The 26,920-nt window shown below is 58.4% G+C and carries 21 protein-coding genes and 2 tRNA genes; 10 read left to right on the top strand and 13 right to left on the bottom strand.

Going from position 1 to position 26,920, the window contains the following annotated elements; all coding sequences use genetic code 11:
* Positions 1 to 18: 18 nt before the first annotated feature.
* The 6 genes from LEPTO7104_RS0109820 to LEPTO7104_RS0109790 all read right to left on the bottom strand — a co-directional run bounded on the left by LEPTO7104_RS0109820 (position 19) and on the right by LEPTO7104_RS0109790 (position 4,897).
* Positions 19 to 408, bottom strand: a complete 390-nt coding sequence (locus LEPTO7104_RS0109820; RefSeq protein ID WP_017298400.1) for a phage holin family protein — start codon at positions 406 to 408, stop codon at positions 19 to 21.
* Positions 401 to 1,012: a hypothetical protein gene (locus LEPTO7104_RS0109815; RefSeq protein ID WP_017298399.1), complete on the bottom strand. Its 612-nt coding sequence runs from the start codon at positions 1,010 to 1,012 to the stop codon at positions 401 to 403. Before LEPTO7104_RS0109815 ends, LEPTO7104_RS0109820 begins: the two co-directional genes overlap by 8 nt.
* Before the next feature lie 66 nt (positions 1,013 to 1,078).
* Entirely contained in the window at positions 1,079 to 1,636 is a 558-nt protein-coding gene (locus tag LEPTO7104_RS0109810; protein ID WP_017298398.1) for a DUF4126 domain-containing protein, read from the bottom strand.
* Between the two features lie 145 nt (positions 1,637 to 1,781).
* The gene (locus LEPTO7104_RS33365; protein WP_017298397.1) at positions 1,782 to 2,915 is read right to left on the bottom strand and encodes a hypothetical protein; all 1,134 of its coding nucleotides are present in this window, start codon (positions 2,913 to 2,915) and stop codon (positions 1,782 to 1,784) included.
* 68 nt (positions 2,916 to 2,983) lie between these two features.
* Complete coding sequence (locus tag LEPTO7104_RS0109800; RefSeq protein WP_026072540.1) at positions 2,984 to 3,967, bottom strand: hypothetical protein; 984 nt, start codon at positions 3,965 to 3,967, stop codon at positions 2,984 to 2,986.
* Between the two features lie 258 nt (positions 3,968 to 4,225).
* Positions 4,226 to 4,897, bottom strand: a complete 672-nt coding sequence (locus LEPTO7104_RS0109790; RefSeq protein WP_017298394.1) for an Npun_F0813 family protein — start codon at positions 4,895 to 4,897, stop codon at positions 4,226 to 4,228.
* Positions 4,898 to 5,161: 264 nt separating this feature from the next.
* Between LEPTO7104_RS0109790 and LEPTO7104_RS0109785 the strand changes: the two genes are divergently transcribed.
* A tRNA-Arg gene (locus LEPTO7104_RS0109785) sits at positions 5,162 to 5,234 on the top strand.
* Positions 5,235 to 5,435: 201 nt separating this feature from the next.
* The gene (locus LEPTO7104_RS0109780; RefSeq protein ID WP_017298393.1) at positions 5,436 to 6,140 is read left to right on the top strand and encodes a rhomboid family intramembrane serine protease; all 705 of its coding nucleotides are present in this window, start codon (positions 5,436 to 5,438) and stop codon (positions 6,138 to 6,140) included.
* Here LEPTO7104_RS0109780 and LEPTO7104_RS0109775 read toward each other — a convergent pair.
* On the bottom strand, positions 6,098 to 6,631 hold the full coding sequence (locus LEPTO7104_RS0109775) for a DUF1643 domain-containing protein (RefSeq protein WP_017298392.1): 534 nt from the start codon (positions 6,629 to 6,631) through the stop codon (positions 6,098 to 6,100). The two genes, LEPTO7104_RS0109780 and LEPTO7104_RS0109775, sit on opposite strands and share 43 nt — an antisense overlap.
* Positions 6,632 to 6,719: 88 nt before the next feature.
* Between LEPTO7104_RS0109775 and LEPTO7104_RS0109770 the strand changes: the two genes are divergently transcribed.
* Positions 6,720 to 8,033 (top strand): MFS transporter, encoded by a 1,314-nt coding sequence (locus LEPTO7104_RS0109770; RefSeq protein ID WP_017298391.1) that lies wholly within the window; start codon positions 6,720 to 6,722, stop codon positions 8,031 to 8,033.
* An 18-nt stretch (positions 8,034 to 8,051) separates the two neighbouring features.
* Here the strand turns inward: LEPTO7104_RS0109770 and LEPTO7104_RS0109765 are convergent.
* Positions 8,052 to 8,125 (bottom strand) — tRNA-Arg (locus LEPTO7104_RS0109765).
* Between the two features lie 48 nt (positions 8,126 to 8,173).
* Here LEPTO7104_RS0109765 and moaC point away from each other — a divergent pair.
* The gene (gene moaC / locus LEPTO7104_RS0109760) at positions 8,174 to 8,683 is read left to right on the top strand and encodes a cyclic pyranopterin monophosphate synthase MoaC (protein WP_026072539.1); all 510 of its coding nucleotides are present in this window, start codon (positions 8,174 to 8,176) and stop codon (positions 8,681 to 8,683) included.
* A gap of 241 nt (positions 8,684 to 8,924) precedes the next feature.
* Here the strand turns inward: moaC and LEPTO7104_RS0109755 are convergent, their stop codons facing one another.
* Both LEPTO7104_RS0109755 and LEPTO7104_RS0109750 read right to left on the bottom strand, forming a co-directional pair.
* Positions 8,925 to 9,107, bottom strand: coding sequence for a CsbD family protein (locus LEPTO7104_RS0109755; RefSeq protein ID WP_017298389.1), 183 nt, complete (start codon positions 9,105 to 9,107; stop codon positions 8,925 to 8,927).
* Positions 9,108 to 9,369: 262 nt separating this feature from the next.
* Positions 9,370 to 10,659, bottom strand: coding sequence for a glucose-1-phosphate adenylyltransferase (locus LEPTO7104_RS0109750; RefSeq protein ID WP_017298388.1), 1,290 nt, complete (start codon positions 10,657 to 10,659; stop codon positions 9,370 to 9,372).
* Between the two features lie 650 nt (positions 10,660 to 11,309).
* On the opposite strand from LEPTO7104_RS0109750, the gene LEPTO7104_RS0109745 reads away from it, so the two are divergent.
* Together LEPTO7104_RS0109745 and LEPTO7104_RS0109740 are read left to right on the top strand one after the other, a co-directional pair.
* Positions 11,310 to 11,990, top strand: coding sequence for a hypothetical protein (locus tag LEPTO7104_RS0109745; protein ID WP_017298387.1), 681 nt, complete (start codon positions 11,310 to 11,312; stop codon positions 11,988 to 11,990).
* A gap of 347 nt (positions 11,991 to 12,337) precedes the next feature.
* Complete coding sequence (locus LEPTO7104_RS0109740) at positions 12,338 to 12,730, top strand: response regulator (protein WP_026072538.1); 393 nt, start codon at positions 12,338 to 12,340, stop codon at positions 12,728 to 12,730.
* Between the two features lie 35 nt (positions 12,731 to 12,765).
* Here LEPTO7104_RS0109740 and LEPTO7104_RS36855 read toward each other — a convergent pair whose 3' ends face one another.
* Both LEPTO7104_RS36855 and LEPTO7104_RS33355 read right to left on the bottom strand, forming a co-directional pair.
* Entirely contained in the window at positions 12,766 to 16,866 is a 4,101-nt protein-coding gene (locus LEPTO7104_RS36855; protein ID WP_017298385.1) for a PAS domain S-box protein, read from the bottom strand.
* Between the two features lie 370 nt (positions 16,867 to 17,236).
* A complete protein-coding gene (locus LEPTO7104_RS33355; protein ID WP_017298384.1) occupies positions 17,237 to 17,698 on the bottom strand; it encodes a BON domain-containing protein in 462 nt (153 codons plus the stop codon).
* Between the two features lie 259 nt (positions 17,699 to 17,957).
* Between LEPTO7104_RS33355 and LEPTO7104_RS0109725 the strand changes: the two genes are divergently transcribed.
* The 4 genes from LEPTO7104_RS0109725 (at position 17,958) to LEPTO7104_RS0109710 (ending at position 23,586) form a co-directional block, all read left to right on the top strand.
* Positions 17,958 to 18,986 (top strand): hemerythrin domain-containing protein, encoded by a 1,029-nt coding sequence (locus tag LEPTO7104_RS0109725; RefSeq protein WP_017298383.1) that lies wholly within the window; start codon positions 17,958 to 17,960, stop codon positions 18,984 to 18,986.
* 67 nt (positions 18,987 to 19,053) lie between these two features.
* Entirely contained in the window at positions 19,054 to 19,470 is a 417-nt protein-coding gene (locus tag LEPTO7104_RS0109720; RefSeq protein ID WP_017298382.1) for a hypothetical protein, read from the top strand.
* A gap of 640 nt (positions 19,471 to 20,110) precedes the next feature.
* Positions 20,111 to 22,777 carry a hybrid sensor histidine kinase/response regulator gene (locus tag LEPTO7104_RS33350; protein WP_071527207.1) on the top strand — a complete coding sequence of 889 codons (2,667 nt, stop codon included), beginning with the start codon at positions 20,111 to 20,113 and terminating at the stop codon, positions 22,775 to 22,777.
* Positions 22,778 to 22,890: 113 nt separating this feature from the next.
* The gene (locus LEPTO7104_RS0109710; protein ID WP_017298380.1) at positions 22,891 to 23,586 is read left to right on the top strand and encodes a type 1 glutamine amidotransferase domain-containing protein; all 696 of its coding nucleotides are present in this window, start codon (positions 22,891 to 22,893) and stop codon (positions 23,584 to 23,586) included.
* Between the two features lie 6 nt (positions 23,587 to 23,592).
* On the opposite strand, the gene LEPTO7104_RS33345 is transcribed toward LEPTO7104_RS0109710, so the two are convergent.
* A complete protein-coding gene (locus LEPTO7104_RS33345; RefSeq protein ID WP_017298379.1) occupies positions 23,593 to 26,772 on the bottom strand; it encodes a hybrid sensor histidine kinase/response regulator in 3,180 nt (1,059 codons plus the stop codon).
* Positions 26,773 to 26,920 lie beyond the last annotated feature (148 nt).

The raw sequence follows: 26,920 nt of genomic DNA, 5'->3' as shown, positions 1-26,920 counted from the left end.
GCACAGGTCCGCTCTGGATCATTCCTTAGCTTTGAGCAGCGCCATCGATCGCGCCAAACGCGCCTGGGTCTGGGTCATCACTGGACCCCGCAGCCGCAGCCGACCGGCCACGAGCAACACAATGCCGAGCAGCAGGTTAACTCCAGCTACGGCTCCAACGGCCTCTAGCCAGGAAAGCCCCTGGTCGTAGGCAAATAAAACGCCCATAATTTGGGCTAAAACCCCCACGGTGGTCAACAGGCCAATGCCAATGCCCAGCATAATAACGCCACCGATCAGGCGGCGGCTTTCGTAGTTGGCCTCCTGCACCGCCATATCCAGATGGGTGTCGATTAGCACGGTTCCTAGCCGCAGCACCCGTCGCAAGTAGTCTTCGATGTGATCCCAGGTGGATGTGGAACTAGTCACGCTTGCCTCCTACGAGCAACCCTAAGACAAACCCTAGCCCCAGGGCAATCAGCAGACTGGTGCCGAGATTGCCACGGGCTTTTTTCTCTAGTTCAGGCAGCATGTCGGCCTTGAGTTCTGCGATCAGGTGCTCGGCTCGAGATTCTAGCTCGTTCAGCAGTTGGTCAACGCTGGAGGGCACCGTCTCCTCCAGAATGGTGCTGACGGCGGAGGGGATTGTCTCCTCTAAAAAGGTGCCAACTCTGGTGGGCACGCTATCTGCTAAGACTGTGTCAGCCCTGAATGCTTCTTCCTCGTCTGGGCTTGCGGCGTCTGGGCTTGCGGCGTCTGGGCTTGCGGCGTCTGGGCTTTTGGCGGGCGCTTTGGCCTTGGTACTGGCTGGCGCAATCAGGGTTGCCAACTCGTCGAGGTGATGGCGAGTAAGGGTCTGAGTGTGATCGGTTTCATCGCTGATATAGGCCACAGCCAGATCCAGGTCGCCTTCGGTGGCCAGCAAATTTTCTTCGATTAGCTGAGGCCATTCCGATAAAATCAGCGGCACCATTGCCTTGAAATGGTGCTCAAAGGCTGACTGGGCTGGGGTAATGGTGGTATTGGTAGCCATAGCTGGCGATTCCTGTAGCGGTGCGTGGATGTTGGGCGGGCTGGCGGTACGCAGGGGGCAGGGGTTTTAGTAGACCCGTCGTTTGCGGCCCCGCCGCCGAAAGACCAAATACAGCAGCACGCCCACTACGATCAGTACTAAAATTGGCACCGCGATCGCCAGTACCGAAAGGATGGTTGAGCTGGCTAGCTCTGTGGTAGAAACGGCAATGTTGCCCACCGGACCAGCCGCTGCCGTAGAGGCCAGCCGCGTTAGCCCGGTAAAGGCCTGGGTGCTGCTGGCCACCCCGCCCCCGGCAATCAGCGCCAGGCTCCACTGCAAAAATGGGTTCATGTCGCCGGTGACGGCGAGGGTAAGCACTGTACCTGCGATCGCGGCGGCGGGCAGCTCTACGGCATCCATGAGATTGTCAACCACCGGCACAAAGTAAACCAGCACCTCCAGAACCGTGGCGGCGGTAAACGCCAAAATGGCTGGGGTTGTTCCCATCCAGGCCAGGCCGGGAGACAGGGTTAGATAGCCCTGCTGGGCGGCAATGCCAGCAATTAAGAAAGGCACCAAAATTCTGAATCCGGCCGCTGCACTCAGCCCAATGCCAATGGCGATTTGCAGAAGTACATCCATAGATCCCCGCAGTACAGGCCCCAAAGCTTAGTTTATGGGGAGATCGAGAGAAAATGTACGCGGGTAAGGTTAACTTTTTTCGGCACTTTCTCCTAGGTTTGACCTGCCCGCTGACCGGGGGACCAGCGCTGAGGAGTCAGGCTGGCTACTCGTCGGAGCTAGGGGCCACCGCCTCTACCGGGTCCTGGCCGAGGGAAAATACCTGCCCGTCAATTAGCAGGCGGGTAATGCCCTTAGCCTGGAGGTAGGGACTGGTGGTTTGGAGCAGGGTTCCGTCAGGCACTTTGACCACCCGCTGGTTGCGCCGCGAAAATCGACGGGCCACGTTGTGGTTTTCAAACACGGGCAGGGTGCGCGAATCGCCTTCGGCCTCAGGAATTTGGCCGAGGTCGGCAAAGGTGCGCAGGGGCAGCACTACCAGCTCCGAGGAAGTGCGCTCGACCACGACATAGCACAAGGGCGGCAGCGCTTCGGCAGTGAGGGGTGAAATCTCTAAAATACCAAGGTTGGAGCTATCAGCGCCCTGCCGCTGGGCCGTGCCGCTGCCCTCCCAGGCGTAGCCGGCCTCGTCGTCGTCATCCTCGTCGTCGCTGTCGTCGCCATCGTCGTAATCGTCGCCCAGAATGGCGTCGTCGTCCCAGTCGTCGTCGAGATCAGCGGCTTCTGGAGCGGCTTCTGAGGCAGCTTTGGCCTCGTTCGAGGTCGGTGGAGGGGCGATCGCCGCCGCCTGGGACGACTTTAGGACCGGGCGGGCCGGTTTCTCTGGGGCCGCCGTCGGCTCGGGCAGCGAAAGCTGGGCAGGCTCAGGCAGAACCTCGGGGGAGCTTTCGGAGGTGTCGGAGGCGGCATCAGAAGCGGTGGATGCTTCAGCCGCCTTGGAGCGCCGCTTGCGAGTGGGTTTGGCCGGGGCGATCGCGTCGGCTTCGGCCTCGGCGGGCGCGACCTCAGCCGCTGGCTCGGAGGGAGCGACCTCGGGATCGGCGTCTTTTTTGCGGCGGGGCTTGGCTTTGGCCGGGGCTTCGTCTAGGGATAGCGCTGGGGGGACGACTACAGGCTTTTCTGAAGCAGCCTTCTCTGGAGCGGTCTTCTCTGTAGCGCCTCGCTTTTTCTGAATCAAAACACTGTACTCGGCCTCGGGCAGACTGGCCTTCAGGAGCCGACTGATCGTGCTGTTGCTGACCCCGTAGCGCTCCGCCAGTGTCGATGTGGTCTCTTTGGGCTGGCGGTACAGGCTCAAGATAGATGTCTTGTCAGCCTCTGTCAGCTTTTTGGGTGCCATGCCGTGGGTTCCGTAACAATGCCATCTAACATCTTAAGGCCAATATCCCTGGAGGATGTCCCATCGGCTTAACTGCGGCGGCGCCGGGTGCTGCGCCGGGAATGGACAGAAACCGCGTGCTCGACCACCGCCCCGAGGCCAAAAAACACCGCCGAAAACGTCCAGAAGACTTCCCAAAGACTGCCTTCGATGTAGGTGTCAGTGTTGACCGCGTAGGCGAAAAACATGTCGGCGATATAGAGGCAAAAGGCCGCGATCGCAATCAGCTTCCAGGACTGCGAGTAGCGCCCACCCCAAAACGCCACCAGCAGCGTCCCGGCAATAATCAGCAGCACAATATCGCCAATCAGGTACATGAGGCCGACCCCATCGGCCAGCGGCTCAAGTTTTTTGTCTAGCTGCGACACCCAGCCAGGGGCTTTGGACGGCTCGGGGGGGGTGGGGGCAACCTCCGGCGCTGCGTCCGGCACGGCCACCGGCGGCGCCTCCGCCTGGGATAGGTAAACCTCGGCTCCTGGGGCGCTGGGTATTACCGTCGCCTCCGCCGCCGCCAGATTGACAAAAATTGCCAGCAAAATACCGCCCAGACCAATGCCAATCACCATCAGCCACTGGGGCAGCTCCAGGTTTAGCCGCCGGGGCAGCACCGCCTTAAACATGCCCGCCGCCAGAAAGATATAGCTAAAGATGTAGAAAAAGTCGCCCAGCGACACCGCCGGGTCGAGGCCCCAGATATTTCCCCACAGGAAGAACAAAATGTTGCCGAAAACATAGAACAACAGCCCCAGGCCAATCCAGAACCACACGTTGCGACCGCTGGCAATTTGGGTACTGCGCCAGTTGCGAAAGCACAGCACCGAGGCCAGCAGAAAGGCACCGGTTTCTAGCAGGTTGATTCCCAGCAAAAACCAGGCGGGCTGAGCACCATCCTCCCCTGGGGCGGTAAACAGCAAAAAGAACAGCAGCGTAACCGTGCCCCAGGCAATGCATGCCCCCACCAGCAGCGGGGTAGACATATCACGGGCGGAAGAAGGGGTTGATGACTTGCTCAAGGGTTCACTCCTGAAGGAACTCAACGGCACCAATGCCGACTGCACCAATGCCGACTAAAAACTGCGATGGCCCCCAGGGACGGTCTTTGACCACCGCAACCATCGAGCGGCCTCGGCAAAAAGCCCAGCGCAACGCCTGAATTGTACCGAGTACCTACGCCTATGGGCATCCGGCCCCCAAGAATAGATCTAATTAGTCGCGCAGAGCAATAATTCTTAAACTCTAGAGCTGGGCACCCAGGGCTGAGCATACGCCTGCTACACCCACAGCTTGCCCGTTGGCGACTGCTGCAACCACTGCCGAAACAGAGCTTGCTCGTTGGTCGTGAGATCTTCGACGGCCTCCAGGGCGCGATCGCCAAAGTTAGCGTTGCCAAAGTAGTCTTTGCCAATGCGGTGGGTTTCTTCTAGCAGGCGATGCAGGTGGTGATCTTGCCAGGGCGGCAGCTGCGGCATCGCTAGCGGGTCCACGGTCAACAAATTTTTCACGGCATCGGGGGTGGCCGCCTGGGGAAACTTCCAGGCCACAAACACCTTGCTAATGTCGCCCTCGAACTGGCGGGCCTGCTTGGCCCCCAGCAAGTCTTCCACATCCATGTACAGCACCTGGAGCATGAGCAGGCAGGCCTTAATGTAGGTCGCCTCCGCTGGCGGAGTGCCCGTATCGCCGCCCGTATCGTGGTCAAACTGGTCGAGGCGAATCTTGCCCCAGATGCTAAAGCGCTCGGGTTCTTCTAGCAGTACGCAGGCTTTGCCCCGGTTGTCGGTCAGGTCGCGCCACAGCGCCCTCGCATCGTCTTCCTGGGCAGCGGTAAACACGCTCAGCAGCCGAAAGGTTTGCCCTTGGTAAGACAAAATCGGGATCTGTTGATCTTTTTGAGGATGGTGCATCGTTTTGATGTCCACATCCTGCCGCTTGAGGATAAACATGTTATGGCCTGCTGACTCCTAGCTGAGGTGAGTACCTGCAGTAGGCGGCGGCTGCAACGGTAAACCGCACCCTTAATACTGCGTCAATGTTGATGGGATAAAGTCTGGCAAACCCTCGTATATTGTAAAGTCTGTCGTTAAGAGACCTATTTTAGCGGCCCTGGCTGCACCGACAGCATTCCGCTGCGGTTTTTTCAACATTCTATTTGTCTAGTCTGCCCTGAGATCTACCTACACCCCCTAAAATAGAGGGGCGATTTATTGGGGCCATTAGCTCAGCGGATAGAGCAACCGCCTTCTAAGCGGTCGGTCGCTGGTTCGATTCCAGCATGGCCCGTTGGCTGTGGGGCAAAGGCTACAGCGCTCTGTCGTTCAGCCTGAAGAGATTGTAGCTAGAGAACTGTGTCCAATCTGTCACCAAGCTAGCCCCAGGGCCGGAATTTTGGTGCTGGGCAGTGGCAGGACGGAAGCGCTACTCTGGCTATAGCCCCAGAGTTTACCTGGGCAGATTCCCCTTTCGCCACTCTTCGCAACCACCTTGGACGACGCAGACCTACAGGCCCGACTCAAGCAGCTAGAGGTGGAGATCGGTAGTGCCTCTCCTCCGGCGGCCCAGCGCCCTGCCGACAAATCGGCGCCAGCCCCCAATACATCGGCGCCTGGCAGCTGGGGCCAGCAGCTAAAGGCTAATTTTTTCTTACCTCTTTACCTGGTAGCCATTCCCTGGGCGCAGGAAATTATCGATCAGGTGGTGTTTGGCGGTCGCTGGAACCTGCCCCTACACCCCCGCAGCATTGAGGGTATACCGGGCATTTTTCTGTCGGCGTTTTCCCATTCTGGCTTCGCTCACCTGATGGCCAACACGGTTGGGTTTCTCATTTTTAGCTGGCTGATTTTGGCCAAAAGCCGCCGCGACTACTGGATTACGCTGCTGGTGGGCTGGCTGGGGGGCGGTGTGGCGGCCTGGCTGCTTGGCCCCAGCAGCGTTCACGGGCTGAGCGGCGTTGTCTACACGCTGTTTGGCTATCTGCTTTGCATTGGCTGGCTAGAGCGGCGGGTGGTGCCGCTGCTGATTTCGGTGTTCGTGCTGATCAACTACAGCTACTTTATTTTTGGCATGCTGCCGACCCAGCCCATGGTGGCCTGGTGGGGCCACTTGTTTGGTTTTTTGCTAGGCATTTTTGCCGCCTATGGGGTTTATCAAAAACCTGAGCGGCGGGGTTCGTCGCGGCGGGATACCTGACGGCTCCAGGGTTGTAGCGACGCGCTGCGGGGTACGTAGAGGGGGTGTCGGGGTTGGCCGGTGCGGTTTTGTCCTAGGCAGTGGCATTGAGCCTGGTAGGAATTCAGCAGCGCCAGGATGGCGCGATCGCGTCCCAGCCAGTGCCCCTCGTTACCCCAGGCCAGCAGAATATGACTAGCTTGCTGAACGGCTGAGACTAGGGCCGCATCGTTGTCGGGGCCAACGGGGTCATCGACCTGGCGCAGCACTCTCGGGTGGGGGGTGCGGTAGGCAAACAGGTTGACCACCGCGATCGCCCCAAAGCCCCAGCCCCGAGCCAGCCCGATGCAGCGGCGCAGGGTGGGGTCGTCTACGCTACCGTCCGCCTGGCTGGGATTGAGCATGATGATGGCCAAGGTGGGAGCTGAGCTCCACCGACGCCCCAGACTGTACCGATAGCGGCCCGTGGGATCAAAGCTGGCGCTGCGCTCTATGGCTGACGACTGCAACATTTGTTTACATTAGAAGACTGGGATGCGGTGATTCAACCGGAGCGGCATGCTGCCGAGCACCCGGAACTCTACTCGGAGAGCGATTGTTTTGACTATTTTCTCAACCTTTAGCCCCTCGGTGCGCACCAATTTGACGGTGCTGTTCGCCGCTGGGCTGTGCTTTTGGGCCGGGCTGGCGGGCCTGCTGCCAACGCTGCCCCTGTTTATTGAAACCCTGGGCGGCAGCGGTCAGCAGATCGGCATTGTGATGGCGTCTTTCGCCATCGGCCTGCTGGCGGCGCGGCCCTACCTGGCGCGACTGGCCGATCAGCGGGGCCGCAAGGTGGTGCTGCTGGTGGGGATGGGGGCGATCGCGATCGCCCCCTTTGGCTACCTGCTGGTGCAGTTTTTGCCCCGCTGGACAGTGCCGCTGTCGCTGGCCGGACAACCCATTACCCTCGACACCTCGATCCTGGCCATGGTCGCCGTGCGGGCTTTTCACGGGCTGAGCATTGCCGCCTTTGTGGTGGCCTACAGCGCTCTGGTGCTCGATTTGGCCCCTCCCGCCCAGCGCGGCGAGCTGATTGGCTACATGACCCTGGTTAACCCGATTGGCCTGGCCCTCGGCCCGGCCCTGGGGGGCTTTCTCTACGAGGCGACAGGGTTTACCACGGCATTTTTGGCCATGGGGCTGCTGGGTATCGTTGGCCTGGGGCTGGTGATGTATCTGCACGAGCCCTATCAGCCCCGCCGGGCTGAAGGCGACGGGGCCAAGGAGTTTTGGGGGCAGCTGTGGAGCGGCCGGGTACGAACCCCAGCGGCGATTTTGCTGCTGGTGGGGCTAGCCTTTGGCACCCTCAGCACCTTTGTGCCGCTGTACGTGCGCGAGGCGGGCCTGGCTCTGAATGTGGGGCTGATCTACAGCGCCTCGGCCCTGGCCAGCTTTATGTCTCGCCTGGTGGCCGGGCGGGCCAGCGATCGCTACGGGCGGGGGCGGTTTATTACCGCCAGCCTGCTCGTTTATAGCTTGGCCATGGGGATGTTTTGGCTGGCCCGCAGCGCGCCGATGTTTTTGCTGGCGGGACTGGTCCAGGGATTTGCGGGCGGCACTCTGATTCCAATGATTGCGGCGCTGATGGGCGATCGCTCTACCCCCAGCGATCGCGGTCGCACCTTTGGTCTGGCCATGGTGGGATTTGACGTTGGCATCGCCCTGGCTGGCCCCATCTTTGGCACCATTGCCGATCAGCTGGGCTACCGGGGCATCTTTGGCCTCTCTAGGCTAATGACCTGCCTGGGTCTGGCCATTTTTGTCACCGCCAACAGCAAAGACCTCAGTCACTCCCTCAGGTTTGCCCTGGGCCATGGCCGAGACCTCTATGCCGTTGAGCCGCCCAACCGCAGCCCTAACGGAGCTGGGTAAGCGAGACTTGATTAGAAACGGGCGAGGAGGGATTCGAACCCCCGACACCGTGGTCCGTAGCCACGTGCTCTAGTCCACTGAGCTACACGCCCTTGTGCAGGCTTCCTATAATAGCATGTTCCTTTGGCAAATTTATATCCATGACAACTAATCCTTCCGTGTCTGATTCGACGGCGGCGCTGACTCACCTCGATGCCCAGGGCCAGGCCCACATGGTCGATGTCGCCGCCAAAGCCCAGACCGTACGGCAGGCCATAGCCGAGGCCACGGTCGTCATGCAGCCCCAAACCCTGGCCACGATTGAGGCTGGCAACGCCCCCAAGGGTGACGTGCTGGGGACTGCCCGCATCGCCGGCATTATGGCCGCTAAGCAAACCGCTCACCTGATACCCCTCTGCCACCCTCTGCCGCTCCAAAAGGTGGAGGTGCAGATCGTTCCCGTTCCGAGTCTGCCGGGCTACCAAATTCAGGCGACGGTCAAAACCAAAGCCGAAACCGGCGTTGAAATGGAGGCCCTCACCGCCGTCAGCGTTGCCGCCCTCACCCTTTACGACATGGCTAAGGGGCTAGAGAAATCCATCGAAATTCGCAGCATTCGCCTACTGTCGAAAATCGGCGGCAAGTCGGGCAGCTACTCGGTGGATAGCTGATCTCAATCAATCGGCGGCATCGGCAAAAAACTCAAAAAATATAGCTGTATTCAGTCTGGTTAAGACATGTCCCTATGAACGTTCAAACGTTTGAATATTCATAGGGTTTCTGGATGTCCTAACCAACTTGACTATGGCAATAGCTTCAGCGTTGTTCAGCTGCTTGGCAAAAAAATAGGGAGCAGGAGACTGCTCCCTAAGCTGATGGTTAAATTTGGCTAAAACGGTTAGCCAAATTTAACTAGTCAATGGCTTTTTTGGCCTGATCTTTTACATCTTCTTTAGCGTGCTTAGCCTTGGCTTCGCCTTGCTTGGCTTTGCCTTCCATTTGGTCGGAGGTGCTGCCGGTCACTTTACCAGCGGCCTCTTGGGCCTTACCTTCAACATTCTTGGCGGTAGCTTCGGCTCTATCTTGAATACCCATGGGTTATTCTCCAAATTCATTGAACACCCTTACAGTCTAAGAAAGCTGCCTGTATTGCCCATCGGTCAATAGGAACACTTTCGCTAAAGCAGGACTTCAGTCCATTGGCCTGCTGCGCAGTTGGTGGTCAGATATGGCTGTAGCCAGTCTGGTCTGATTGATTAAGGCATTTCCCCTCAAAATGCTCAAACGCCTCTGGATGCCATGACCTGAGTGACTGTGGCTACAAGCTAAAAATCCGCTGCTTTAGGCTACATCTAGGCTAAATAACGGTGTCGTCGGGAATAGTAGCCCCCCTCAACACGGTGATAATGCCGCTGCGAATGTAAAATCCCTCATCCTCTCGGTCGGCCTCTTCAACACGGTCTTTATTGAGAATTTGAACATTGCAGCCAATGCGGGCATTTTTGTCGATAATGGCGTGGTGAACAGTGCTGCCCGAGCCAATGCCGAGGGGAATAGTGGTGCGATCGCAGTTGCCTCGTCGCTCAAAATTATCCTGGTAATAGTCAGCCCCCATTACCAAACTGTCCTCAATCATGCAGCCCGACTCAATTCGAGAGCGAATGCCAATCACCGAATTGCTAATCTGACATTCTTTGAGTACGCAGCCCTCACTTACCATGGACTGGCTAATCGTACACTGGAGATATTTAGTGGGCGGCAGGTATCGCGCCCTGGTGTAGATCGGGGCAGACTCGTCATAGAAACTAAACAGCGGGTTGGGCTGCTTGACCAGAGCCAGATTGGCGTTAAAAAATGACTCGATAGTGCCAATATCTTCCCAATAATCGTTAAACAGGTAGGCCTGGACTCGATGATCTTTGGCGGAGTTAGGGAGAATTTCTTTGCCGAAGTCGGTCTGGTCAGCATACTTATCGAGCAGGTCAATCAGCACCTCACGCTTGAATAAGTAAATTCCCATGGAGGCAATGTAGGGTTTTGCCCTGGCTTCTTCGGGGGAAAGGCCTAGGGTAGTAGTATCTACCTGCATGTCTGCCAGGGCATCGCCCTTCGGTTTTTCGCTAAAGTCAACGATGCGGCCAGAATCGTCAATTTTCATCAGGCCAAAGCTGGAGGCCCGCTTGCTGTCTACCGGCAGTACTGATAGCGTAATGTCGGCGTTGGTATCGCGGTGGTGCTGAACAAAATCGCGGTAGTCCATGCGGTACAGATGATCGCCCGACAGGATTAAGTACTCATCTACATTCATGTCTTTAAAGCGATCTATGTACTGCCGCACGGCGTCGGCAGTGCCCTGAAACCATTCCATGTTTTCGGGGGTTTGCTGGGCAGCCAGTACTTCTACAAACCCCTGCTGAAACCCTGAGAAGCTGTAAGATCGGGAAATATGAGCGTTTAGGGAAGCCGAGTTGAACTGCGTCAGCACGTAAATTTTTGAAATATCGGAATTGATGCAGTTACTGATTGGAATATCAATCAGCCGATGCTTCCCTCCCAGGGGCACCGCAGGCTTGGCGCGGGTTTTGGTCAGCGGGTAGAGGCGAGTGCCAGCCCCACCACCCAGAATAATTCCTAGCACGTTGTTCACAATATCTCCTTGCTGCTCTTGCTTTTGAATGAAGACCGGCTTAATTTCTCGACTCAGTTAAAAGTGCGCCCAAAAAATAATGCTAAACCTAGGCTAACGGCTTGTCAGAAGGCCAGCGATCGCGTGCCTAAAACCGCAACCACAACTGTATTTTATTTATTATCAGAAATAAACGTTTACTCTTCCCATTAACATGTACCGAAAGGCAGAATTATTTTCGGTCAGCGATTAAATTTTGTAAATCACCTCCTCTGAACGATAGAGAAGCCTCGCGCAGAATACTTATTGCAGCAGCCCAAGGAGTATGGGCTGCTGCAATAATAAGTAGATAGGTCTGATTGTCTATGAAACGCATTTCGGCTCTACTCAATGTTCGCTCCATTGATGGGTAGAGGGTTGAGCGAAGTCGAAACCCAAAAACTTAAGCTGAGGTTTCATTTGCTCCCCCTATTGGTCCTCCTAATTTTCCTCGAGATTTCTCTTTCCCGGAAGTGTCTCCAAGGGTCATATGCCTCTTTTGGACGGTCCTTTTGTACCCGTGGGTAGATGGGGCCGATACAGCTAGGGCATAAATTAGTGGGCAAGAATTGATTTGAAAATATGTTTGGCAGCAGCAAGCGCAAGCATCTGACTGAAAGGAATGTGAACCAATGACTTACTCCAATGATCCAGGCGGGCTCAGAAGCGAGCCAGGCCCCTATAGGGACACCCCTGTTAATAACCCCAACTACCGAGGGACCGAGGCTGTGGTGCCGGTAGCTGAGTATCACGACCTAGTGCGCTGGGGGCCGATTTTTGCCGGGCTGGTGGTTGCGATCGCGACCCAGCTGGTTTTAACCGGGCTAGGAGCAGCTATTGGCCTTACCAGCCTGGCCAATATGGATACGCCCCAGGGAGATGCCGCTGGGGTTGGCACCGCCGTTGGCATCTGGTCGATTGTCAGCCTGCTGATTGCGCTGTTTTTGGGGGGCTGGATTGCCGCCCGTGCCTGCGGTCCCATGAACCGCAAAACCGCCATGCTCAACGGCGCAATTCTGTGGGCCACAACTCTGGCCGTCAGCGCCTGGCTGCTCTCCAGCGGCGTGGCGGGCGCTTTTGGTCTGGCGGCTCAGGGGGCTAGCGCCGTGATCAATCAGGTGCCTCCCAACGTTTTGCCCGATGTGCCTCAAGATCCCAGCGTGACCACCCAGCAGGCCCAGCGGGTGGCTGGCAATGCCGCTACCGTTGGCTGGTCCTTTGCCTTGGGGTCGCTGCTGGGTTTGGTGGCTTCCCTGGCTGGTGCCGCCTCAGGCGCCCGCCGTCCTCGGGTCTACGGGGCTGGCGATCGCTAACTAAGCACCGATATTGTCAACACAGCAGACAGTTAAAGGGTAGGTTTCGGCCTACCTTTTTTTATACCTTGAATTAAATTGATCTGTGTCGGAAGTTTGAGGTAAGCATAATCGCTTATCGATTAGGATAATTGCATAGTAAGACGCCCCCAGTGAGCCCCTTAAATAGCCAGCGAAATCGGTCTTTGGGCTGCTTTTGAGCAGCCCAGGCTGTGGACGGTTCGCCACGGTTAACTCTCCACAGGGTTGCTTGACGGCAAAACCTAGCTGAGAGATTTAGTCCGTTCGGTGGTGCAGCTCACTAGTTTGAGAAATGCGATATTCAATACCTTTATCAACCTGTTACTGTGTGTACTCCATCAGATTTTCGGATTCTTGTTGTCGACGATATCGATGACAATTTGTTTTTGCTACAGACTGTTTTAGAAACTGTAGGTTACGAAGTCGATACCGCGGGCAACGGCGGAACGGCTTTGGCAAAAGTTAAGCGTGAGCCTCCCGACCTAATTTTGATGGATGTGATGATGCCGGATATGAACGGCTACGAGGTAACCCGACAAATTCGGCAAAACCCAAATCTGCCGTTTATGCCGATTTTAATGGTTACGGCCTACGACACCATCAGTTCTGCTCAGGGTCTTGCTTTGGGGCCGAATAATTTTATTCGCAAGCCGATTGAGTTTGATCAACTCCTCAGCAAAGTGGCAACCCTCCTGGAGGATTGCGAGCACGACAGTTGATCGAGCTAAGGGCTGAGCGAACAAGGAAAGCACCGTTATTTCATCAGGGCTGCGATCGCAGCTACCAGATCGGCGGGCTCAAAGGGTTTGCTGAGGTGGCGCTGGAAGCCAGCGGCTAGCGCCTGCTGCTGATTGATTTCTCCAGCGTAGGCGGTTAGGGCTACCGCTTTAAATGTGGGCTGTTTACCCTGGCGAGCCAGCTGCGATCGCACCTGCTGCACCAGCATGTAGCCATCCATCGTGGGCATGGCGATATCGCTAATCAGCACATCCAAGTCGAGGTGGGGCAGCCGTTCTAGGGCTTCGGTGGCGGCGGCGACAGCGGTGACGATCGCCCCAGCCTGCTCCAAGACCAGCACCAGCAGATCGCGGGCGTCGGCCTCGTCTTCGACCACCAGAATGCGCACGCCGGTAAGGGTGGCGGGCTGCCCCGAGCGATGGGCCGGGGCGATGTTTTCACCGCTGTCGGGGGGAGTAGCGCCGCTCTGGAGGGGAAGCCGCACCGTAAAGGTGGCCCCCAGCCCCTCGCCGGGGCTAGCCACCGCAATGGTGCCGCCGTGGAGTTCCACGAGCTGCCGCACAATGGCCAGCCCCAGCCCCAGCCCGCCAAACTGGCGGGTGGTCTTGCTGTCTGCCTGGCGAAAGCGGTCAAAGATATAGGGTAAAAACTCTGGGGTAATGCCCTTGCCGGTGTCGGTAACGGTGATCTGGGCGTGGGCCAGAGGGGGGTGCTGGCCGACTGCGCTGGCGCCAGGGAATTCAGCGGGGACAGCCTCTAGCTCAATCTCCACCTGGCCCCCCTCGGGGGTAAACTTTACCGCGTTAGACAGCAGGTTCCAGACTACCTGCTGGAGTCGACCGGCATCGCCCAGAACGGTGGGCAAGGCTGGGTCAAATCGGGTACGCAGCTGAATGGCCTTAGCCTCCGCCGCCAGCTGCACGGTTTCCATGGCGGCCTCCAGGGTGGCCTGGAGCGATACTGGGGCGATCTCCAGACTGAGTTTGCCCTGCAAAATGCGTGAGACATCGAGCAGATCGGCAATCAGCTGGGTTTGGAGTTTGGCGTTGCGCTCAATGGTCTGGAGGCCCCGCGTCAGGGTGGCCGCATCGGGCTGGCGCTTTTGCAGCAGCTGCGACCAGCCCAAAATCGGATTGAGGGGAGACCTCAGCTCGTGGGAGAGCACCGCCAGAAACTCGTCCTTGATGCGATTGGCGGCCTCGGCCTCGCTGCGGGCGTTCTGTTCATCCTGGTAGAGACGGGCGTTGTCTACGGCGATCGCCACCTGGTGGGCCACATTCTCGGCCAGGGCCAGATCGGTGGTCCCATAGCGGCGATTCGATTCAGCGGTGATAAAAGAAATCACCCCCAGGGTCTGGCCCCGAGCCACCAGCGGCGCCGCAATGCAGGAAGTTAGCCCCAGCTCCCGCAGCAGACGCAGGTGCTCGCCATCCTGGGCCACTGCCGCCAGGGCCGATGCCGGAATATCCGTCGCTAGCGCGGTCTGGCCGCTGCGCAAAATCTTGGCAATGCCCGCTGTCCCGGCGATCGCTGTGGGGTACTGTCGATGAACCCGCCAGCCCAGCTCCACCTTGGCTGGATCGCAGTGGGCTATGGCCACCCGCTCTAGGCCCTGGCTGGGAGTCAGTAAATCGATCGCACACCAGTCGGCAAAGAAGGGCACCACCCGATCGGCCACCCGCTGTAGGGTGTCGGTGTGATTGAGGAGCGAGGCCAGAGTAGTGCTGATATCGACCAGCAGGGCCGCTCGAAACTGCCCTGCCTCTGCATCCAGGCGAGCCGTCTGCTCGCGAATGCGCTGGGCGCGCTCAGCCTCAACCAGTTTGCGATCGGTGATGTCAAAAAATGAGGCCACCACCGCAAAGGGGGTGTCCTGCTTGGGGTGAAACAGGGGGCGAGTATTGATCGAAATCCAGGTCAGGGTACAGTCGGGTTTGTTGACCCCCATCACCACGTTAGACTGCGGTTTGCCTGTGCGCAGGGTCACCATACCCGGATGCTGCTCCCCCGGAAACGGCGTGCCGTCCTCATGAATGGCCGACCAGCGAGGGTCTAGGGAGGTGCGCCCCATAATTTGATCGACGGTCAAGCCCAAAATTTCAGCGGCGCTGGCGTTGCAGGTGTAGATGCTGCCGCTACTGTCCTGCAATACAATACCTTCGGCGGTGGTTTCAATCACTGAGCGATAGCGCTCTTCGGAGGCTTGCAGAGCTAGATCGGCCTGCTTGCGCTCGGTAATGTCGCTGACCGAGGCCACCACATGGCTAATCTCGCCCTCGGGGTTAACCAGGGGTGAGGCATTGATGCACAGAATTGTCCTCGTGCCGTCGGCCTGGGTAATGGCGTGCTCGACGCCATAGATCGGTTTGCGGGTGCGCATCACCTGCACAAAGGGAAGATCCTCCTCGTCAAAGGAGTCCCCCTCCACCGTCGTAATGGCCCAGGCCAGATCGTTGTAGGTGCGCTCCGTCAGCCCATCGCGACTGAGTCTGAAGATTTTCTCTGCGGCGGAGTTGACGGCAATCAGCTGTCCATGCCGATCCAAAATAATGATGCCGTCGGGAATAGTTTCGAAAATGCTGGATAGCTGCGCCTCGCTGGCCCGGAGGGCATCTTCCATCTGCTTGCGTTCGGTGATATCGTGCATCACCACCACCGCCCCCTGGCAGCTGCCGTCGACGGCGGCGATCGCCTGGCCGTTAGCCAGTACGGTGCGGCTCTTGCCACCCTGTTTTGGTGCAATCACCATTTCAGCGTTATCTACCCCTTCCCCCTGGAGCGCACGAAACAGCGGAATCGCCGCCATCGGCATCGGCGTTTTGCCATCGGCCTGGTAGAGGTCGTAATAGGTAGCCCACTGCTCTGGGGGCAAAGGTTGCTGGGGCAGACCGTGAAACTCTCGGGCGGTTTGGTTAAAGAGGGTCAAGATGCCCGCCTCATCGCAGGCCACAATGCCCGCCTGCACATTTTCAAGCAGCACCCGCAGCATCTCCCGCTCCTTGCGCAGGGCCGTGTCCGCCTGCTGGCGCTCGGCAATTTCGATCTGCAACTGCTGATTGGTTTGGTACAGCTGCGCCGTGCGCTGGGCCACCAGGTTTTCTAGATCTTGCTGCACCCGCAGCCTGACGGCATCGGTGTGCTGGCGCTCCAGCTCACTGGCAACGCGCAGGGCAAAAATAGGCAGCAGCGCTTCGGTGAGCTGAACGTTGAGGAAGGGGTTGCAGTCCATGATGCCCAGCAGCCCCAGCGGCACGCCCTGGGCATCCAAAAAGGGAATGGCGGCATAGCTGTCGATGCCCAGCGGCTGAAGCAGCGCAGCGTCAGGAAACTGCGTTCTGACCCCGCCGGGATAGCAGCACAGCTCTCGGCTGAGCAGCACCTGCTGGCAGGGGGTGTGGCGCACCAGGTAGGCAAAATTCTCAAGAAGTTTCCCCTGACCCCAGGCGGCAACCGTGACAATCCGGTCCGGCTCCTCGCGATCGACGAGGCCAACATAGGCATAGTCGATCCCCAGGGTCTGGGCCAGGTGCTGTACCAGGGCCGCAAAAAAGGCGCTGCCCGTCCGATCTGCGACCCCTTTGGTTACCGCCAGCAGAGCCGCGTCAATTTCGGCAACTCTGTGGGCGGCCAGGCGCAGATCTAGTTCATCGACAACCATGGCCGCCAGGTCAGCCAGCACGGCCTTTTGGTCTTCGCTTAGCCCTTCGCGTGGCTGGGTGTCGAGCACGCAGAGGGTGCCCAGGGTAAACCCCTCCTGGGTGCGTAGCGGCGCCCCAGCATAGAAGCGCAACCCTGGATCTCCGTATACCATCGGGTTATCTGCGCAGCGTTCATCCTGGCTGACATCGGGGAGAACGAGAACCTGGTCGGAGGCCAGCGCGTAGCTGCAAAGGGAGGCATGGCGCTGGACCACCCGCCGCTCGAATCCGTAGCATGACTTGAACCAGGCTCTGGAATCATCGATCAGCGATATCAGCGCAATCGGCGCATGGAACAGCCGCGCCGCCAGAGCGGTGATGCGATCGAACTGGGCCTCGGGAGGAGTATCTAAAATGTTGTATCGCCGCAGAGCTTTCAGGCGTTCCGCTTCGTTGGGGGGGAGGGGAGCAGAGGGCATTGGCGATTCAGGAGATACACTGGAGAAAACCTGTCGTAGCACATTTTGCAACGGGCCAAACGCCCCATCTCAATGCTACGTTTCGAGAGCGAAAAGCCAGCGCAGCCAGCCAGGCGATCGCAAACTATCCAACTAAGAAATAGCCCGCGCAACAGTCACGGACTTTAGTGTTTACGAGCCGATCAACCCTTCATCTCCCCTTTGCCTAGGGTAGAATGCCCCAAACTAGAAGCACTCCCTCCTTAGATAGACTTTGGCAGACTTTGGGCCTGCTCCCCCGAGCGATGTCTTAGCGCCAGCGCCAGAAGTTAACAAAAAGCGGGCAATCCGCCCTGGATCGCCCGCTTCCTGGTTTTTAACGAAGTTAGAACTAGCGCTTCAGACCTAGGTCATAGGCTACTTCATGGACCCCAGGAATAGACTTGATGTCTTCTACAATGGCCTGGGCTGTGCTGCGGTCAGATACCTTGCCAGAAAGGCGGACCGAGCCGTTAGACACGCTGACCTTCAAATTTTTGGGAGCGCTGCTTTCAACGCGATCGGTAATTTCCTGATCGCCCAGGGGAGTACCTTTGGTGTCGGCATACTCAATGCCCTGGTACTGATTGCCCTGGGGATCGGTCTGGAGGGTTTCGTTGAGGTCTTTCTGGCCGCTGGTTAAGGTGTCACCGTTGACTGCCCCGGCAACTGCCGGTTGGGTAAACCCGAGCAGCATAACCGCCAAGCAGGCTAGGGCTACCAGGCCAGCCTTTCCTGCTCTGGTCAGGCGTACCGCCTGCAGGGCTATCCCCAGGCCAAGAATCGCAATTCCAATTTCTAAAGCAATCGACATAGGGCTACTCCAATACTAAATGGTTGAAAAGGTCGCGAGGCGATCGCGCCTTATTCAGAACTAATCAGTAGTATAGGAAACTGCGCTTAGACACACATCTCTCAACAGCAGTAGAGCAGCTATACCCCTAGATATAGCTGCTCTACTGCTGTCTGCTGAGGAAATTATTTTGGCTGAGGTTTCTTTTCAGCTCTATGGACAGATATGCCTCTGATTTGCAGTGCTTAGACTGTAGCTGAATGTCACTGGAGACCTCTTCATGCCCGCCATTCTAAATGATCAAAAGCGAGCCGCGATCGCGGAAAAACTCGCCGACATTAAGGCCATTCAAACCTTAATTATTGACAATGAGCAGCAATTTCTAAATCAGTGCAGCAATGACGATCTGCGCAATCGACTGGAGGATATGCTCGAAGACGACCACAAAAATTTAGATATTGTAGAAACTGCCATTACTCAGTACGGCGTGCAGTCCGAGCCTAAGACTACCGTGCAGTCTATGATCACCACGGTGAAGGACACCCTTGCCGGTTCAGAGCTGAGCCTGTACGAAAAACTATCTCAGCACGAGCTGCTGAAGCATGGCCAGGTGGTTTCGGGCCTGGTGGTGCACAAGGCGGCCCAGGTGGTGGGCAAAGACGTAGAAGCGGCCCTGGCCCCCCTCCACACCGTCAATTTTGAAAATCGCGCCCACCAGGAGCAGCTCAAGGGCATGCTCGAATATCTCGGCACCCTGGAGCTAACCGGCCAGGAACCCCAGCAGGGGCTGTGGGGGCGGGTGCAGGATGCGATCGCTGCCGCCACCGGAATTGTCGGCAGTGCTGCCACCCACGCGTCAGGCAGCACTGCCGTCGACGTCATGGATCTGATCTTTATGGATCACCAGAAGGCCAAAACCCTGATCAGCGAAATTCGCAGCGCCAATACCGTCGAGCAGGGCAATGTCCTGTTTGGGCAGCTCTACAAAGATCTGCTGGTGCACTCAAAAGCAGAGGAAGCCGTGGTTTACCCGGTGGTCAGGCCCTTCTACGGCAGCGACAACACCCAGGAGCTGTACAACGAGCAGACCGCCATGGAAACTCTGCTTGACGATCTAAGGGCCATGCCCGCTTTGGATGATCTGTTTATGGCCAAGCTCAAGCAGCTCAAGGCCATGGTAGGTGACCACACCCGTCAGGAGGAAAGCACCATGTTTGCAGCCATGCGCAAACATCTATCCCCGAGCGATCGCCAGCAGCTGGGCGTGCGGTTTAAGGAGAGTAAGCAAACGCTGCAAACCCAAATATAGAGTTAGGGATTTGCAGAGAAAGCTTCGATTTGTTCAATGTCAACGTAATGATTCAAAGGAGACGTTTATGCAGACTGTAAAACGATTTTTTAATCCCACCCTCTGGCGGCAGTGGGCCATTGTTTTTCTCGCTGGCCTGGTGGTGATGGCTACCACCGCCTGTGGTACTACCCAGGCCGCCGTGCCCGCTCCAAATAATACTTTTGGTGCCGCCCAAGCGGCCGACAGTGAGGGCATGTACCCACACAAAGACACCATCCGCGACACCAGCGCTGCCGATGCCAAGGCCGATCGCATGATTCGCCAGGCCGAGCAAAGGATTCAGCAAAACAGCAAAAATCCTCTCAAAGAGGCAGCCGACAACATCGGTGAATCGACTCAGCAGGCCGCTGAAAATGCCGCCGAAAACACCCAGAAGAGTCTCAGCAACCTGAAGCAAAATGCCCAGGGTGCGGTCGATCGCGCCACCAGCGCGCTAGACTAAACGGCTCTCACCGTTTGGTGGCAAAAAGTTGGTGAAAATAAAAGAGCACCGCAGGTCAGGCCAGACTTAATATTGTCTGGCCTGACCTGCGGGCTGTATGGGCCGAGGCCGCAGGCCAATGTCGTTGACGGTGGCAGAAGGCCAGATTTTTCTGTCTAAATCTATGTTTTAATATCGCAGCAGCTTTGAACTAGGCTGAGTGTATCTAGCAAACCCGATTGGCTGATAAAAGCTCCAATGTAGGTTGGTGTTGAGCGAAGCGAAACCCAACACCAGTAACGATTTTGTTGGGCGGCTCTAAGGCTAACCTAGCTACGGCTGAGAGTATCTATTAAATGCATCTAGTGAACTAGGAAAAACAGCTAGTACAGAGGCATATTCTCTAGAAGTATGACTTTCTGAAAGCCAGAGGCAAACACTTTTATTCACGTTAGGAATCGCTATAGGCTGAAGACGATGCTAAATATCTGTCGTAAGACATAGGACTAAAGGAGGGTTTTGCCGCAGGATTAAGGTTTGCAAGGTGAACTATGTTAGGCTGTTTTACTGGGTATTTATAACTTACCTATAACTTCAGCGGCAGGCTGGAATTGCGTTTCCCAGTACTATATTTCCGGGTGCTGCTGACCTTGAAACCGCCATGAGTTCACACTCGATCGATTTACGGCCCAGGGCCTATGGCATAGCGGCGCTTTGCGTGACAACTGCTCTACTGCTTATGGGCATTCTCGATCCCGTAGCAGACATGGCTAAGACCCCATTTTTGCTGTTTTTTGGGTCGGTGGTGGTGGCTTCTCGCTGGGGTGGAATTGGCTGCGGGTTGTTGACCACAATTCTGGCCGCCCTTGTGAGCAACTATTTTTTTGTTCTGCCGGAGTACGCCTTCAGTCTGGGTGCTCCGGCATTTATTCGGTTTGGTGTATTTGTCGTTCAGTGCTCTGTTATCAGCGTCCTGTGCGGTTCGCTGAGATTGGCTCATCAACGCCTGGAGCGCAGCTCCCTGAGGCTACAGGAGAGTGAAGCTTCCCTGGGCCACACCAACCAGTGGGTTACCGCTATTTTGGAGAGCATTACCGAAGGGTTTTACGCCCTCGACTTGCAGTGGCGGCTGGTGTATGTCAACCCCCAGGCTCAGCGGGTGTTCAATCTCCCGCTCAAAGACCTGATGAATCGGCGAATTTGGGATGTGTGGCCCAGCTTGGAAGGAACCGCCATGGGGGAGACCTTCCGGCAAGCGATGGTTACCCGACAGCCGATTGTCATGGAGACATCGGGCTTTGTTCACCCCGATCGCCTGTTTGAAATGCACATGAATCCGCTGGTCAATGGCCTGGCGGTTTACTTTCGGGATCTGACCGATCGCCGGGAAGACGAGCGCCAGCTGCGTCAGCAGATGGAAATGCTGAACCTAGCCAACGACTGCATTATGATCTGGGAGCTGGAGAGCGCCAAGATTACCTACTGGAACCAGGGGGCGGCGCGGCGCTACGGTTGGTCTGCGGAAGAGGCGATCGGGCGATCGGCCATGGATCTGCTGAAAACCGTTTTGCCCCAGCCGCTCGAAACCATTCGCGCGGCTGTGTTGCGGGAGGGGCACTGGCAGGGGGAACTGACCCAGACCACCCGCGACGGTCGGATCGCTATTATTAGCAGCCGCTGGACGCTACAGCAGACCTCGGTTGGCCAGCCCAACGCCATCCTGGAAATTAACTACGACGTTACGGAGCAAAAGCAGGCCGAGGCCGCCCTGCGCAAGAGCGAACTGCACTTTCGCACCCTGGCCAACTCGATGCCGCAGATGTTTTGGACGGCGTTGCCCAACGGCCAGCTAGAGTACTGCAACCAGCGCTGGTACAACTACACAGGGCTGACCCCGGCCCAGAGCTTCGAGGCTGGCTGGCTGTCGGTGCTGCACCCGGAGGACCGCGATCGCTGCCAGATAGCCTGGACCAAATCGCTGCAAACTGGCCAGCCCCTGGCCCTGGAGGTCAGGCCGCTGCGGGCTGTAGATGGCCAATACCGCTGGCACCTGGTGCGGGCCTTTCCGCTTCAGGGCGACGGGGGAGAGGTGCTGCGGTGGTTTGGCTCATCTACCGATATTCACGACCAGAAGCTGGCGCTGGTGGAGCGCGATCGCGCCCTGGCCCAGGAGCGGGTAGCTCGGGCGGAGGCAGAAGCCGCCAACCGTATTAAAGATGAGTTTTTGGCGATGCTCTCCCACGAGTTGCGCACGCCGCTGAACCCCATTTTGGGCTGGGCGTCGCTGCTGCGATCGCGGCCCCTAGACGAGGATACGCGCGCCCGCGCCCTGGAGACCATCGAACGCAACGCCAAAGTTCAGGCCGAGCTAATCGAAGACTTGCTCGATGTCTCGCGCATTTTGCGCGGCAAGCTGCTGCTCGATATCCACACCGTAGATCTGGCCCCCGTGGTCAACGCTGCCCTGGAGACGGTGCGGCTGTCGGCCCAGGCCAAGGCCATTACGCTGCACACCGACTTTGACCCGGCGGTGGGGGCGGTGTCAGGGGACCAAAACCGCCTCCAGCAGATCGTGTGGAACCTGTTGTCAAACGCCATCAAATTCACCCCTGAGGGGGGTGAGGTCACCGTCAGGCTGCGTCAGGATGGCAACTATGCCGTCATTGAAGTGCAGGATACGGGCCTGGGCATTGGCGCCGATTTTTTGCCCCATGTCTTTGAGCAGTTTCGCCAGGCCGACAGCAGCAGCACCCGCGCCTTTGGCGGACTGGGGCTGGGGCTGGCCATCGTGCGCTATCTGACGGAGCAGCACGGCGGCGAGGTCTCGGTATCTAGCCCCGGCGCTCATCGGGGATCCACCTTTACGGTACGGCTGCCCCGGCGTGAGGTGGCGTCGCTGCTGCCGGTCTTTGCCAGCCTAGCGCAACCCGCTAGCCTCGCTGGGCGACGGGTCCTGGTCATCGATGACGATCTCGACTCGCTGCACCTGCTGACGGCGCTGCTGGAGGATTACGGTATGGAGGTACTGACGGCTTGCTCTGCAGAGGCGGGCCTTCAGATCGTTGCCCAACACCGCCCCGATGTGATGATCAGCGACATTGGCATGCCCAACCAGGATGGCTTTATGCTGATTCGCGCCCTGCGGCAGCGGCCTGAGGTGGAGGGGGGTCGCATTCCCGCGATCGCGCTCACCGCCTACGCCGATGCCCAAAACCGCGATCGCGCCCTGGAGGCTGGCTTTCAGCGCCACCTGACCAAACCCCTGGATGTCGAAAAGCTGCGCCTTACTTTAACGGAGCTAATCGGCGACGCTGAGCCTTGCGCTTAGGGCTCTGGGGGCTTTGAGCTTTGGCAAAACACCCTTTTCCCTGCCCATATTCCCCCTGACAACGCAAGTAGCACCCAAGAAACCAAGTAGCACCCAAGAAACAAGGACGACCTATGAAAATACTGATGGTACTCACATCCCACGACCAGTTGGGCGATAGCGGCCAAAAAACCGGCTTTTGGCTAGAGGAGTTTGCCGCCCCCTACTACGCATTTAAAGACGCCGGGGCCACGGTTACCCTGGCCTCGCCCCAGGGCGGCCAGCCCCCCCTCGACCCCAAAAGTGACGCCCCCGACGCACAGACCGAAGCCACCAAGCGCTTTAGGCAGGACGCTGATGCCCAGGCCGCTCTGGCCAATACGGCCCGACTGACAACCATTGACGCCAGTGACTACGATGCCGTGTTCTACCCCGGCGGCCACGGCCCGCTGTGGGATCTGGCCGACAACGCCCATTCCATTGCGCTGATTGAGGCCTTCTACGGAGCGGGTAAGCCCGTGGCCGCTGTCTGCCACGCCCCTGGGGTGCTGCGCCATGTCAAAACGCCCGAGGGCGAATTTTTGGTGAAAAACAAAACGGTGACGGGCTTTGCCAATACCGAAGAAGCCGCCGTCGGCCTTACCGAGGTTGTGCCCTTTTTAGTAGAAGACATGCTGAAGCAAAACGGCGGCCTGTACTCGAAAGGCGATGACTGGCAATCCTATGTGGTCGGCGATGGCCACCTGATTACCGGCCAAAACCCCGCTTCCTCCGAAGCCAGCGCCCAGGCCCTGCTGCAATTGCTGAGCACAGCGGGGGCTAGGAGCTAAGCGAGGCTAGGTTCGGCCCTGGGTAAGCTCGACCACCGCCTGCAACAGCTTTTCGAGGTCCAGGGGTTTGCTCAGGTGCCGCTGGTAGCCGCTAGCCAGCGACTGCTGCTGGTCTTCATCGCGGGCGTAGGCGGTGAGCGCGATCGCAGGAATTGTGCCTCCCTGCTCGGGGGGCAGCGCGCGAATGCGCTGGATGAGGCTGTAGCCATCGATCTCGGGCATACCGATGTCGCTGATTACCACATCGGGGCGCCAGGACTCTAGCCTTTCCAGCGCTTCGGCGGCGGAGCCTGCGGTCACCACGTCGGCACCGTATTGCCCCAGCAGCACCGTCAGAAATTCTCGCGTATCCGCCGAATCGTCGATCGAAAACACCCGAATGCCCTTTAAATCCACGGTCGGGCGAGCCAGAGCAGCAGCCGGAGCCTCAGCCGCATTGCCCGGCAGCCGGGGCAGCCGAACGGTGAAGGTGGCGCCCAAATTTTCCCCAGGGCTGCAGGCGGTAATGCTGCCGCCGTGGATCTCCACGAGCTGCCGCACGATCGCCAGCCCCAGCCCTAGCCCACCGTGGCGGCGGGTAATCGAAATATCTTCCTGGCGAAACGACTCGAACAGGTAGGGCAAAAAGTCTGGGCTAATGCCAATGCCCGTATCGTTGACAACCACCTCGGCCTGGTCGGTCGCGGCGCGCAGGGTGACCGTAATCTGGCCCCCCTGGGGCGTAAATTTGACGGCGTTCGACAGCAGATTGCCCACGATTTGCTGGAGGCGGGCCGCATCGCCAGCGACCCGCACGGTGCGATCGAGGTCGAGGGCGAGGGCGATGGATTTCTTGGCCGCCGCTGTTTTTACCGTCTCCAGGGCCGACTCAACCACCCCAGCCATGGCGATTGAAACCGGGGTGAGGTGGAGCTTGCCGCGCAAAATTTTGGCTAAATCGAGCAAATCGTCGACCAGCTGGGCCTGGAGCTGGGCGTTGCGCTCAATGGTGGCCAGGGCCTGAGCGGTTTTATCAGGGTCGAAGCTGCGAGTTTGCAGCAGCTTCGACCAGCCCAAAATGGGGTTGAGGGGCGACCTCAGCTCGTGGGAGAGCACCGCCAAAAACTGATCCTTGAGCCGATTGGCCTGCTCGGCTTCTTCGCGGGCGATGCGCTCCCGCTGGAGCAGCTGCTCGCGCTCGCGCTCGCTGCGCTTGAGCGCCGTAATTTCGGTAAACCCGCCAATGGCTCCCCGCACCGCTCCGCCGGGGCCGTAGAGCGGCACGGCCTTGCCATAGATAGAGCGCACCGTCCCGTCGGGGTAGACAAACTCGATGTCATCGACAACCTCCTGCCGGGTGCGAATCGCCTTCTGCATGGGCAGATCCTGGGGTGCGATCTGCTGCCCCTCCTTAAACTGCTTAAAGGGCAGCCCCGGTTCACCCTCGGGCGGCGTGGCCGTGGTTGGCCCGCCTGGTTCGGTCTGCATTAGCTCGTAGGCCATGCGGTTGGCCGTCATGTAGTGACAGTCCGCATCGTGGGCAATCCAGATCGCCGCCGGGGTGGCCTCCATTAGGGCAGCCAGCTCTTCGGCCTGGGTCCGGGCGATCGCCTCACTCTCCACCAGGGCCTGCTCAAAGCGTTTTCGCTCGGTAATGTTGATCGCAATCCCCGTCATGCGAATGGGGTTGTCCACCGCGTCGCAGAAGGTCTGTCCCCGCACCATAATCCACCGCTGGCCGTCGTCGGGGTGCACAATGCGAAAATCTACCTTTAGGTCCTGTCTCTGCTCGATGGCGGCCTGGGTGGCTTGTTCAATCCGCTGCCGATCGGCGGGCAAAATGGAGGCCAGCCAGTTCTCATAGGAGGGGGTAACTTCAGCATCGAGGCCGTAGAGGTGGTAGTACTCCGGTGACCAGGTCACCTGATTGGTGACCATATTCCAATCCCACAGACCGGCTCCGGCGGCGCGCTGGGCCAGGCGCAGCTGTTCTTCGCTGTTGCGCAGAGTGGCCTCGGCCTGTCTGTGCTCGGCCTCCAGCTGCGCCCGCTCGCTGATATCTACCGCCGCACCAGCAATGCCAACGACGCGGCCCTGGCGATCGCAAATGGGGTCCAGGGTAATATCGTAGACGCTGTGCTCCACCCGTACTTCGGCCCGCAGGCCCACCCCGGTATCTAGCACCCGGCGCTTGAGCTGACTCAGCCGAGCTGCGGCCTCCGTAGATACCAAATCTTCATCCCGCCGACCGAGCATCTGATCTTTGGAGTAGTTGTGAGTGGGGTTGTGCACCCAGACGTAGCGCAACTCCTGATCCTGATTGAACAGCGTAATAGGAGCGCTCTTGAGGGCGATACTCAGGCGCTCCGTTACCTGCTCAAGGGCCTGCTCGGCCTGACGCAGGTCGGTAATGTCGGTGTTGGTGCCCACCCACCGCAGCACCTGCCCGTCTTCGTCGCGCACCGGGGTAGCGCGGGAGAGAAACCAGCGATACTCGCCGTCTTTCCCCCGCAGGGGAAACGTATCTTCCCAAACCTCGCCCGTGGCAAAGCAGCGGCTCACCTTTTTGACCACGCGATCGAGGTGATCGGGGTGGTGCACCTGCTGCCAGCCCCAGCCCTGCATTTCGCCCAAGGTTGTGCCGGTGAAGTCGTACCAGCGCTGGTTGTACCAAAAAATCCAGCCGCTGGCATCTGCCATCCAGGCCAGCTGCGAAATGTTGTCGGCCAGGTGGCCAAAGCGCTCTTCGCTCTCCTCTAGGGCCAGATCTAGCTGCGATAGCGGCGGTCTTCCGGCGGCGGACATACCGAGGGCAAACACCCCAGCTACCTGCCCAGCCTCATCCCAAATGGCGCTACAGGCCCAGCTGTGGTTGACCGTCAGCGGGCTGGCATCCTGAGCTACTTCCACCGATAGCGATCGCCCCGTGGCAAACACCTGCTCTATTCCCTGTCCCAGGGCGACCCCGATCGCTCCCTGGTCCATGGCGGCGGCCAGGGGCTGCCCCACCGCCGCAGTCCAGGTCGGAGACAGCAGCGCAGCCCAGGCATCGTTGTAAAACAGGCTGCGATCGCAGCCCCAAACGCACCCCATGGGCGTATTCGAGTTCAGCAAGATGCCCAGACTCGTCTTCAGCGCAGCAGGCCAGCGGGCAACCTCGCCCAAGGCGGTCTGTGACCAGGCGTGCGATCGCATCAGGGACGCCATTTGGCCTGGACCTAAAAATACATCCTGGGTTACTCCTGAGGGGGGCATGCCGTCCTTGCTTAAACCTATGACTGATAATCTTCCCTTTTATAGAAAGGGAGATCTACCCCAGGGTAGAAAACCTCATTTAATTTTGTAACGCTAGCAA

The organism is Nodosilinea nodulosa PCC 7104 (genome assembly GCF_000309385.1).
GTDB lineage: Bacteria > Cyanobacteriota > Cyanobacteriia > Phormidesmidales > Phormidesmidaceae > Nodosilinea > Nodosilinea nodulosa.
Note: the sequence above shows the minus strand (reverse complement) of the source record. Positions and strands in the feature narration are given on the sequence as shown.

What these genes read in the sequence shown, in the direction of transcription:
- LEPTO7104_RS0109815 (WP_017298399.1), bottom strand. Translation starts at nt 1,012, where the DNA reads ATGGCTACCAATACCACCATTACCCCAGCCCAGTCAGCCTTTGAGCAC.
- LEPTO7104_RS0109810 (WP_017298398.1), bottom strand. Translation starts at nt 1,636, where the DNA reads ATGGATGTACTTCTGCAAATCGCCATTGGCATTGGGCTGAGTGCAGCG.
- LEPTO7104_RS33365 (WP_017298397.1), bottom strand. Translation starts at nt 2,915, where the DNA reads ATGGCACCCAAAAAGCTGACAGAGGCTGACAAGACATCTATCTTGAGC.
- LEPTO7104_RS0109790 (WP_017298394.1), bottom strand. Translation starts at nt 4,897, where the DNA reads ATGTTTATCCTCAAGCGGCAGGATGTGGACATCAAAACGATGCACCAT.
- LEPTO7104_RS0109775 (WP_017298392.1), bottom strand. Translation starts at nt 6,631, where the DNA reads ATGTTGCAGTCGTCAGCCATAGAGCGCAGCGCCAGCTTTGATCCCACG.
- moaC (WP_026072539.1), top strand. Translation starts at nt 8,174, where the DNA reads ATGACAACTAATCCTTCCGTGTCTGATTCGACGGCGGCGCTGACTCAC.
- LEPTO7104_RS0109755 (WP_017298389.1), bottom strand. Translation starts at nt 9,107, where the DNA reads ATGGGTATTCAAGATAGAGCCGAAGCTACCGCCAAGAATGTTGAAGGT.
- LEPTO7104_RS0109745 (WP_017298387.1), top strand. Translation starts at nt 11,310, where the DNA reads ATGACTTACTCCAATGATCCAGGCGGGCTCAGAAGCGAGCCAGGCCCC.
- LEPTO7104_RS36855 (WP_017298385.1), bottom strand. Translation starts at nt 16,866, where the DNA reads ATGCCCTCTGCTCCCCTCCCCCCCAACGAAGCGGAACGCCTGAAAGCT.
- LEPTO7104_RS33355 (WP_017298384.1), bottom strand. Translation starts at nt 17,698, where the DNA reads ATGTCGATTGCTTTAGAAATTGGAATTGCGATTCTTGGCCTGGGGATA.
- LEPTO7104_RS0109725 (WP_017298383.1), top strand. Translation starts at nt 17,958, where the DNA reads ATGCCCGCCATTCTAAATGATCAAAAGCGAGCCGCGATCGCGGAAAAA.
- LEPTO7104_RS0109720 (WP_017298382.1), top strand. Translation starts at nt 19,054, where the DNA reads ATGCAGACTGTAAAACGATTTTTTAATCCCACCCTCTGGCGGCAGTGG.
- LEPTO7104_RS33350 (WP_071527207.1), top strand. Translation starts at nt 20,111, where the DNA reads ATGAGTTCACACTCGATCGATTTACGGCCCAGGGCCTATGGCATAGCG.
- LEPTO7104_RS0109710 (WP_017298380.1), top strand. Translation starts at nt 22,891, where the DNA reads ATGAAAATACTGATGGTACTCACATCCCACGACCAGTTGGGCGATAGC.
- LEPTO7104_RS33345 (WP_017298379.1), bottom strand. Translation starts at nt 26,772, where the DNA reads ATGGCGTCCCTGATGCGATCGCACGCCTGGTCACAGACCGCCTTGGGC.